Genomic DNA, 6297 nt, shown 5'->3' with positions numbered 1-6297 from the left:
TCGCGGCTTCACGCCGGTACTCCGGCGTGTACTTCTTGCGCTGTTGACTCACAATGAACATCCTCTCCTACGGACACAAGATCCGTACAAATAGGGTGTCCACTAAACGAGGGTAACCTCATCAGCAGCTCGTTAGTGTCGCGTAGCTCTTGATTTTCACGACGTAGCCTCGCGTTCTCGGCAGCCAAATCTTCAGGCACAGGTTCTGGAATGTTTCCCGCACGGCGGGCCTGCTGAGTCCATTGACGGGCCGTGTGCCATGAAACCCCCAGCTTTGGAGCTACTGCCTGGCACGCGGCTTGCATCGACATATTTTCCGCCAAGATGCGGTCTTCCACAAGACGGACCACACGGTCCTTCGCATCCTGGTCAAATTTCCTTGGCACGTTCCAAATTTTCCCATCTACTCAAACGGAACAAAACCTGGGACACTTCACTCTGCAGGCCTAAAAATCGCGCGCTAGATTGGTAGATATGCGTCTAGGTGTTTTAACGTCCGGCGGCGATTGCCCCGGCCTCAATGCTGTAATCCGTGCGGTAGTGCGTACCGCGTCCAATGAATTTGGAGATACCGTTGTAGGTTATGAAGACGGCTGGGTCGGTCTGATGGAAGACCGCCGCCGCGATCTTTATGACGATGCGGAAATCGACCGTATTTTGTTGCGCGGCGGCACCATCCTGGGTACCGGCCGCCTGCATCCGGATAAGTTCAAGGCCGGCCTTGACCAGATTAAGTCCAACATGGCGGATGCCGGGGTGGATGCCCTTGTCGCCATCGGTGGTGAAGGTACCCTCAAGGGCGCAAAGTGGCTTTCTGATAACGGCGTGCCAGTAGTGGGCGTGCCGAAGACCATTGATAATGACGTTAACGCCACCGACTACACCTTTGGTTTCGATACCGCCGTTTCTGTGGCCACCGATGCTATCGACCGTCTGCACACCACCGCAGAGTCCCATAACCGCATCCTGATCGTGGAGGTTATGGGCCGCCACGTGGGATGGATTGCCCTGCACGCGGGCATGGCCGGCGGCGCGCACTACACCGTGGTACCGGAAGAGCCCTTTGATATCGCGGAGATTACGAAGGCGATGGAACGCCGCTTCCAGATGGGCGAGAAGTACGGCATTATCTGCGTGGCAGAAGGCGCCCTCCCGAAGGAGGGGACTATGGACTTCGAGGCCGGCGGCGTCGATCAGTTTGGGCACCAGACTTTCAACGGCATCGGCCAGGTAATCGGCGATGAAATCAAGGCACGCACCGGGTATGACGTGCGTACGACCGTGCTGGGGCATATCCAGCGCGGCGGCACGCCGACGGCCTATGACCGCGTGCTTGCTACTCGCTACGGCGTGCACGCAGCGCGCGCCATCCACGAAGGCAAGTCTGGCATGTGTGTTGCCCTCCATGGTGAGGATATTGACCTCGTCCCGTTGGAAGATGCCGTGGGTACGCTGAAGACGGTACCGGAATCGCGTTATCGCAACGCCCAGGCGCTCTTTGGCTAGAGGCATACTGCGTTCCGAATATTAAGATAGCGCTCCCACTGAGTGGGAGCGTATTCTTTTGCCTATGAGTATCGATAGTATGACAGATAATCGGGTGGAGGCGAACGCTGCGCCCTCCTCAGCACAAGACCGTCAAGCACTTATTGCAGCGCTAGGCTTTCCCGTGCTCGTGATTATCGGTGGCGTGGTGGGATACCTCGCGCCAGAGACCGCAGCTTCCTTCGCCCCGCAGGTCACCCCGCTGCTGGGTATTGTCATGTTCGGTATGGGCCTAACCCTCAAGCCGGTGGATTTTGCCTTGGTGGCTCGCCGTCCGCTGCCCGTTCTCATCGGAGTGTTGGCGCAGTTCGTCATCATGCCGCTGGTGGCGCTGCTGGTGGTCGCGGTGATGGATCTTCCCCATGCTGTAGCTGCCGGTGTCATCCTGGTGGGCTGCGCGCCCGGCGGCACGAGTTCCAACGTGGTGTCTTATCTTGCACGCGGTGATGTGGCTCTGTCGGTGACCATGACGTCCATTTCCACCCTGTTGGCGCCGGTCCTTACCCCAGTGCTGACCTTGTGGCTGGCAGGGGAGTACATGCCGGTCTCTGCCTCCGCCATGGCGTGGTCCATTGTGAAGGTCGTGCTCATTCCGGTTGTCGCCGGCATTCTCATCGGAATGCTGGTTCCGCGCGTGGTGGCAAAGATTAACGCGGCGCTGCCGTGGATCTCGGTTGCGGCCATTTCGGCCCTTGTGTGCATCGTGGTCGGCGGCGCGCACGACACCATCGCTACCGCAGGCGTACTCGTCTTCGCCGCAGTGGTAATCCACAACGGCTGCGGCTACGGCTTTGGCTACCTGGCCGGAATGCTGACCAAGCAGCCGATCGCCGCGCGGCGCACCATGGCCGTCGAGGTGGGCATGCAAAACTCCGGCTTGGCCACCTCCCTGGCATCGACCTATATGAACCCATTGGCCGCCCTGCCAGGTGCCGTCTTTTCGGTGTGGCACAACCTCTCTGGTGCGGTGCTGGCAGCCATCTGCCGCTATTCGGATTCCCGGAAGTAGGACCGGGAACCCGCTATAAATTAATCGTGACCGCAGGATAGGATTCGTCTACAAACCAGGGTTCTTTCTGCACGGTCAGGGGTGGCTGGCCTTGCTCGAAAGATAGGGTGTCGCCGTCTTTGACGGTGGCGCCCTGGAGCACGTGGTCTGCGATATTGGCCAGCTTGTAATACAGATCGGTGGGATCCATGGATTCGGTGGCCGCCTGGATTTCGGGGTGTCCGGCTTGGACCAGCCCAACGGTATAGCCCAAGATTTTGTTTTCTTTTTGGGTAAGCCACACCGGAGCGATGTGCATTGGGGCAAGGTTGTCTCGAACGGCCTCGAGGAATGTATTCGGCGCAATGGATACGTTTCCGCGGGGGTTGTGAACAATCAAGCAGTCGGGGTGCTCGGCTACCACCGCAGTGGCCTTGGAGAGCAGTTCAAGGTGATCGCGGCGGGCCTCGCGGAATTGCTTCGCGCGATCATGTTCGGTCTCTTGGGGAAGCACGGACACGAGGATTTGTGCGGTGGCAGAATCGAGGCCGCGGGCATCCGCGCTCAAAATGGGGTGGAGGCCATAGCTATCGCGAGTGGGAGGGGTATCGACGGCTTGGTAGTGCAATAGGAAGGAATCATCAAGCTCGACCATGATGCTTCCCGGATTCTTGCCCGGCATGATATCTCCCAGGCGATCGCCAAAAGTGGTGGTCAGGCGTTCGCTTACCTCCTCAGGGGTAGGGGCAGTGCGGAAGACTGCGATGTTGATCAAAGGGGCATCGATAAGCGCGGCATCAACGCTATGTGGTGTAGTCATAATATTCAGCTTAGGGGCGTGAGCGCGCGGGCGCATCGACGTATTAAGATGGCACGCATGACTGCTGCGATGTATGACCTGATGGACTTCGATGAGGTCCTAGAAAAGTTCGAACCGGTAATGGGCATGGAAGTCCACGTAGAGCTGGATACGGAAACCAAGATGTTTTCTACCTCTCCTACGAACTTCAACGCAGCGCCTAATTCCAACGTTGACCCGGTCTCCCTGGGCCTGCCCGGTGCGCTGCCGGTAGTTAACTCCAAGGGCGTGGAGGGCGCCATCAAGATTGGCCTGGCGCTTAATTGCTCCATTGCGGAGTCCTCTCGCTTTGCCCGCAAGAATTACTTTTACCCGGACCAGCCGAAGAACTATCAGATTTCCCAGTATGACGAGCCGATTGCCTATGACGGCTACCTGGACGTTGTGCTGGAAGACGGCACCGAGTGGCGCGTGGAAATCGAGCGTGCCCACATGGAGGAAGACACCGGCAAGCTGACCCACCTCGGTGGTGCAGACGGCCGTATTCACGGCGCCACGGCGTCCCTGGTGGATTGCAACCGTGCGGGCATTCCTCTCATTGAGATCGTTACCAAGCCGATCATTGGCGCCGGTGAGCGCGCGCCGGAGGTGGCTAAGGCCTACGTTTCCGCGCTGCGTGAGCTCGTTGCAGCCTTGGGCGTTTCCGACGCCCGCATGGATCAAGGCTCCATGCGTGTGGACTCCAACTTGTCCCTGCGCCCGGTGGGCCAGGAAGAGTTTGGTACCCGCACCGAGACCAAGAACATTAACTCCCTGCGTTCCGTGGAGCAGGCGGTTCGCTTCGAAATGCAGCGCCAGGCGCAGGTGCTCGAAGACGGCGGCACCATTGACCAGGAAACCCGCCACTATCAAGAGACCGACGGCACCACCTCCAAGGGTCGTCCAAAGGAGACGGCGGAGGACTACCGTTACTTCAACGATCCGGACCTGCCGCCGGTCATCGCACCGCGCGAGTGGGTAGAAGAGCTGCGCCAGACCCTTCCGGAGCTGCCATGGGTTCGCCGTGCGCGCATCCAGGAAGAGTGGGGCATCAAGGATGAGGAGATGCGCGACTTGGTCAACGCCGGCGCCCTCGACCTCATCGTGGATACCGTTGAGGCCGGCGCGAAGCCGGACGAGGCGCGCTCCTGGTGGGTTTCCTACCTGGCCGGCAAGGCCAACGAGCAGGAGACCGATCTTGCTGGTCTGTCCATTACCCCGCAGCACGTGGCGCGCGTTATCGCGCTCGTCAATGAGGGCAAGCTGACCACCAAGCTCGCACGCAAGGCCGTTGATGGTGTGTTGGCGGGCGAGGGTGACGTCGACGAGGTCGTCGAGAAGCGCGGCTTGGAGGTTGTGCGCGATGACGGCGCCATCGAGAAGGCCGTAGATGACGCGCTGGCCGCCAACCCGGACATCGTGGAAAAGTACCGTGCCGGCAATAAGAAGGTCACCGGTGCCATCGTGGGTGCGGTCATGAAGGCCACCCAGGGCAAGGCCGATCCGGGCCAGGTCAATAAGCTCATCGCAGAGAAGCTGAATTAAGACCCCCACATAGCCAGCCGCGTTCATCCCTCTTCAACCGAAGGGACGTGGCTGGCTTTTTGGTTTTCCTCCCCTGTCGGAAACGGTGATAATTTTCGTTAGGCGAGGTCAGTGGGGTTAAGCGTAGGGTCGTGGGCATGACAATTAAGAGCAAAGTATTGCAAAAGGAAAGCCCTGAAGCTCCATTCAAGGTCGTAGAAATTGAGCGCCGCGATCCGCGCGAAGACGACGTGGTCATTGATATCAAGGCTGCGGGCATCTGCCACTCCGATATTCACACCATCCGCAACGAATGGGGTCAAGCCCACTTCCCGCTGACGGTGGGCCACGAGATTGCCGGCGTCGTGGAAGCCGTGGGCGATAAGGTCACGAAATTTAAAGTCGGCGACCGCGTTGGCGTTGGCTGCCTGGTCAACTCCTGTGGTGAGTGCGAACAGTGTCGCAACGGCCAGGAGCAGAACTGCATGAATGGCAATGTGGGCACCTATAACTCCGAAGACGTAGACGGCACCATTACCCAAGGCGGCTACGCCCAGAAGGTAGTCGTCAACGAAAACTTTGTGTGCACCATTCCGGAGGGTATCGACTTTGATGTCGCAGCCCCGCTGCTGTGCGCCGGAATCACCACCTATTCGCCGCTGGCTCGCTGGCAGGTCAAGGAAGGCGACAAGGTTGCCGTAGTGGGCCTAGGCGGCTTGGGTCACATGGGTGTGCAGATCGCTGCGGCAAAGGGCGCGGAAGTAACCGTGATTTCCCGCTCCCTGCGCAAAGAAAAGGAAGCCTATGAGCTGGGTGCGAAGCATATTCTGGCCACCGGTGAAGAGGAAGACTTCTTTGCCAACCACCGCGGCGAATTCGATGTCATCCTGTCCACCATTTCTGCCCAGTACTCCCTCGATGACTATCTGCAGCTACTGAAGCCGCGCGGCATCATGTCCGTTGTCGGACTTCCGCCGGAGGAGCTGGGGATCCATATGAGCAGCCTCGTCGGCGGCGGCAAGGTGCTTACGGGCAATAACATCGGCGGCATTGCAGAGACCCAGGAGATGCTGGACTTCTGTGCCGAGCACGGTATCGGCGCCGTCATTGAAAAGATCGGCGTTAACGATGTTGATGACGCCTATGAGCGCGTGGTGGCAGGCGATGTAAAGTTCCGCTTCGTGATTGATACCGCGACCTTCGATGACTAAAGCGTTAGGTTGATTTCGCCTAATCACCAAATGTGATTTATCACAACATCGGTATGTGTCAGTAGGTGTTTAACGGGTCACTTACGTACCATTCCTTAAGGAACGCATATCGGTGTTGTGTGACCCACGTGCTGGGGAGTGGGGGACAAGGGGCCGCGCGCACCAGTATGCGAAAGATATTCGCTACAAAA

Annotated in this window: 5 protein-coding genes and 1 pseudogene; 4 read left to right on the top strand and 2 right to left on the bottom strand. The window is 58.7% G+C overall.

Annotated features, from left to right (window positions below; genetic code table 11):
* Positions 1-8: 8 nt before the first annotated feature.
* Positions 9-411, bottom strand: a pseudogene (locus tag MHK00_RS12015) (transposase).
* A gap of 63 nt (positions 412-474) precedes the next feature.
* Between MHK00_RS12015 and MHK00_RS06475 the strand changes: the two are divergent.
* The gene (locus MHK00_RS06475; protein WP_005327686.1) at positions 475-1506 is read left to right on the top strand and encodes an ATP-dependent 6-phosphofructokinase; all 1032 of its coding nucleotides are present in this window, start codon (positions 475-477) and stop codon (positions 1504-1506) included.
* Positions 1507-1585: 79 nt separating this feature from the next.
* The gene (locus tag MHK00_RS06470; protein ID WP_005327687.1) at positions 1586-2554 is read left to right on the top strand and encodes a bile acid:sodium symporter family protein; all 969 of its coding nucleotides are present in this window, start codon (positions 1586-1588) and stop codon (positions 2552-2554) included.
* 13 nt (positions 2555-2567) lie between these two features.
* Here the strand turns inward: MHK00_RS06470 and MHK00_RS06465 are convergent, their stop codons facing one another.
* Complete coding sequence (locus tag MHK00_RS06465) at positions 2568-3353, bottom strand: DUF4261 domain-containing protein (RefSeq protein WP_005327688.1); 786 nt, start codon at positions 3351-3353, stop codon at positions 2568-2570.
* Positions 3354-3410: 57 nt separating this feature from the next.
* On the opposite strand from MHK00_RS06465, the gene gatB reads away from it, so the two are divergent.
* On the top strand, positions 3411-4916 hold the full coding sequence (gatB, locus tag MHK00_RS06460; RefSeq protein ID WP_040425024.1) for an Asp-tRNA(Asn)/Glu-tRNA(Gln) amidotransferase subunit GatB: 1506 nt from the start codon (positions 3411-3413) through the stop codon (positions 4914-4916).
* Positions 4917-5053: 137 nt separating this feature from the next.
* Positions 5054-6106: an NAD(P)-dependent alcohol dehydrogenase gene (locus tag MHK00_RS06455; protein WP_040425022.1), complete on the top strand. Its 1053-nt coding sequence runs from the start codon at positions 5054-5056 to the stop codon at positions 6104-6106.
* Positions 6107-6297 lie beyond the last annotated feature (191 nt).

This window comes from Corynebacterium tuberculostearicum (assembly GCF_022347385.1).
Classification (GTDB): Bacteria; Actinomycetota; Actinomycetes; order Mycobacteriales; family Mycobacteriaceae; genus Corynebacterium; species Corynebacterium tuberculostearicum_M.
Note: the sequence above shows the minus strand (reverse complement) of the source record. Positions and strands in the feature narration are given on the sequence as shown.

Bases quoted from the DNA above. Each gene is read 5' to 3' on its own strand.
- MHK00_RS06475 (WP_005327686.1), top strand. From the start codon at position 475: ATGCGTCTAGGTGTTTTAACGTCCGGCGGCGATTGCCCCGGCCTCAAT.
- MHK00_RS06470 (WP_005327687.1), top strand. From the start codon at position 1,586: ATGACAGATAATCGGGTGGAGGCGAACGCTGCGCCCTCCTCAGCACAA.
- MHK00_RS06465 (WP_005327688.1), bottom strand. From the start codon at position 3,353: ATGACTACACCACATAGCGTTGATGCCGCGCTTATCGATGCCCCTTTG.
- gatB (WP_040425024.1), top strand. From the start codon at position 3,411: ATGACTGCTGCGATGTATGACCTGATGGACTTCGATGAGGTCCTAGAA.
- MHK00_RS06455 (WP_040425022.1), top strand. From the start codon at position 5,054: ATGACAATTAAGAGCAAAGTATTGCAAAAGGAAAGCCCTGAAGCTCCA.